General features: G+C 65.8%; 1 protein-coding gene. It reads left to right on the plus strand.

Annotation, left to right across the window (positions count from 1 at the left end):
* Positions 1-1,029 (plus strand): ABC transporter substrate-binding protein (locus AC1DU6_RS32300; protein WP_477862309.1); only part of this gene is annotated, 1,029 nt, incomplete at its 5' end.
* Between the last annotated feature and the right edge of the window lie 66 nt (positions 1,030-1,095).

Raw genomic sequence — 1,095 nt, forward strand, 5'->3', positions numbered from 1 at the left:
ACGCTGTTCGACCCGCAGGCCACCGGCATCACCTTTGCGCTGACCGACAAGGTGCCCAACGACAAGATCCCGCTGATCACGCTGGGCTACGGCCTGTCCGCTTCGGCCGATGGCGGCGTATTCGCGTGGAACTTCCCGCTGATGGGCAGCTACTGGACGGCGGCCGACATCCTCATCCAGCACATCGCCAAGAAGGAAGGCGGCCTGGACAAGCTCAAGGGCAAGAAGATCGCCCTGGTCTATCACGACAGCCCTTTCGGCAAGGAGCCCATCCCGCTGCTGKAAGAGCGCAGCAAGATGCATGGTTTCGAGCTGGTGAAGATCCCGGTCACCGCGCCCGGCGTGGAGCAGAAGAGCGCCTGGCTGCAGGTGCGCCAGCAAAAGCCCGACTACACGCTGCTGTGGGGCTGGGGCGTCATGAACTCCACCGCGCTGAAAGAGGCCCAGGCCACCGGCTACCCGCGCGACAAGATGTATGGCGTCTGGTGGTCGGGCGCCGAGCCCGATGTGAAGGACGTGGGCGAGGGCGCCAAGGGCTACAACGCGTTGAACCTGAACACCTCCGGCCAGACCCCGAAGGTCATCCAGGACATCCTCAAGCTCGTGCATGAGAAGGGACAGGGCACGGGCCCGAAGGACGAGGTCGGCTCGGTGCTCTACACGCGCGGCCTGGTCATCCAGGCGCTCGGCGTGGAGGCCGTGCGGCGTGCGCAGGAGCGTTTCGGCAAGGGCAAGGTCATGACCGGCGAGCAAGTGCGCTGGGGCCTGGAGAACCTGGCGCTGGACGACAAGAAGCTGGCCTCGCTGGGCCTGAACGGCGTGATCCGCCCGATCAGCACCAGCTGCTATGACCACCAGGGTTCGACCTGGGCGCGCATCCACACCTGGGACGGCGCGAAGTGGAGCTTCAGCAGCGATTGGTACGAGGCGGACGCACAGATCATCAAGCCGATGGTGAAGGCGGCGGCGGACAAGTACGCGGGAGAGAAGAAGCTTACTCGGCGGACGCCTGCTGAGTGCCAGAGCTGAGCCGCGCGGCGGCTCAGCTCTTCGAGCTGGCAATGCCCCGCTCCCACCCCTTCCCCGCCCTCCGTG

The sequence above is a fragment of the Roseateles sp. P5_B10 genome, from assembly GCF_056400485.1.